General features: G+C 46.4%; 2 protein-coding genes. One reads left to right on the forward strand and one right to left on the reverse strand.

Annotation, left to right across the window (positions count from 1 at the left end):
• A partial coding sequence (locus tag A3763_RS26000; RefSeq protein ID WP_197483144.1) for an ATP-binding protein occupies positions 1–323 on the forward strand: 323 nt, incomplete at its 5' end.
• A 38-nt stretch (positions 324–361) separates the two neighbouring features.
• Here A3763_RS26000 and A3763_RS26005 read toward each other — a convergent pair.
• On the reverse strand, positions 362–880 hold a 519-nt coding region (locus A3763_RS26005; protein ID WP_068760733.1), incomplete at its 5' end, for a calcium-binding protein.

The following is an 880-nucleotide window of genomic DNA, read 5'->3' on the forward strand; positions in this document are numbered from 1 at the left end:
TAACCCGGGCATTTGAAAACCTGCTAACAAACGCCATCAAATACAGCCCCAACGATGCCAACATCGAGCTCAAGCTCTATGAGGGCTCTGGCAATCTTCATATAGAGATTTTGGACGAAGGCCCCGGCATTCCAGAAGAAGAGCTCAAATCGATCCTCAAACCCTTCTACCGAGCTGACAAAAGCCGTAACCGAGGCACGGGAGGCTTTGGATTAGGTCTCGCTATTAGCTCGCAAATTATTAAGAAGCACAATGGTGTGATTGAGTTGAGTAATCGGGAGGTTAAGGGGCTTAGGGTTGTGGTTATTTTGCCGAAGAGTTGAGAAAGTTTTTAAGGGCCCGAAGGCCCTTTATGTAGCCTCTAGGCCCAAGCCGTCGCTATTGCTGTATCGACTTGGTTTTGCTCATCAGAATTCAGCGATATGCTGCCTCCTGAAGGAGCTCCGAACGAAGCCATCGCACTTACAAGCTGTTCAATATTAATAGCATCAATGGCTTGGCCACCCGCCTCAATTGAATCCAGCTTAAACTTATCTGCCTTGTACCAGTTATTAACTCGAACGTGGTCTTCACTTCCCAGCACATAAATATCGAGATGGTTGTTCGTCTTTTTGAACCATACATCATCGACATCACCTACACTTTCCAAACTAAGTTTGTCAGTATCAGTCGCGAAGTTATTTGAAGCGTTATTAATACGATCATAGCCATCACCAGTTTGGTAGTAATAGGTATCATGGCCTTTACCACCCACCAACAAATCGTTACCTTCATTCCCGTAAAGCTTATCAGAGCCATTAGCACCTTTTAGTGTATCTGCTCCCAAGCCGCCATATAGAGAGTCGGCACCGCCACCACCGTGTAGCGTGTCGTTGCCTTC

The organism is Oleiphilus sp. HI0128, assembly GCF_001635365.1.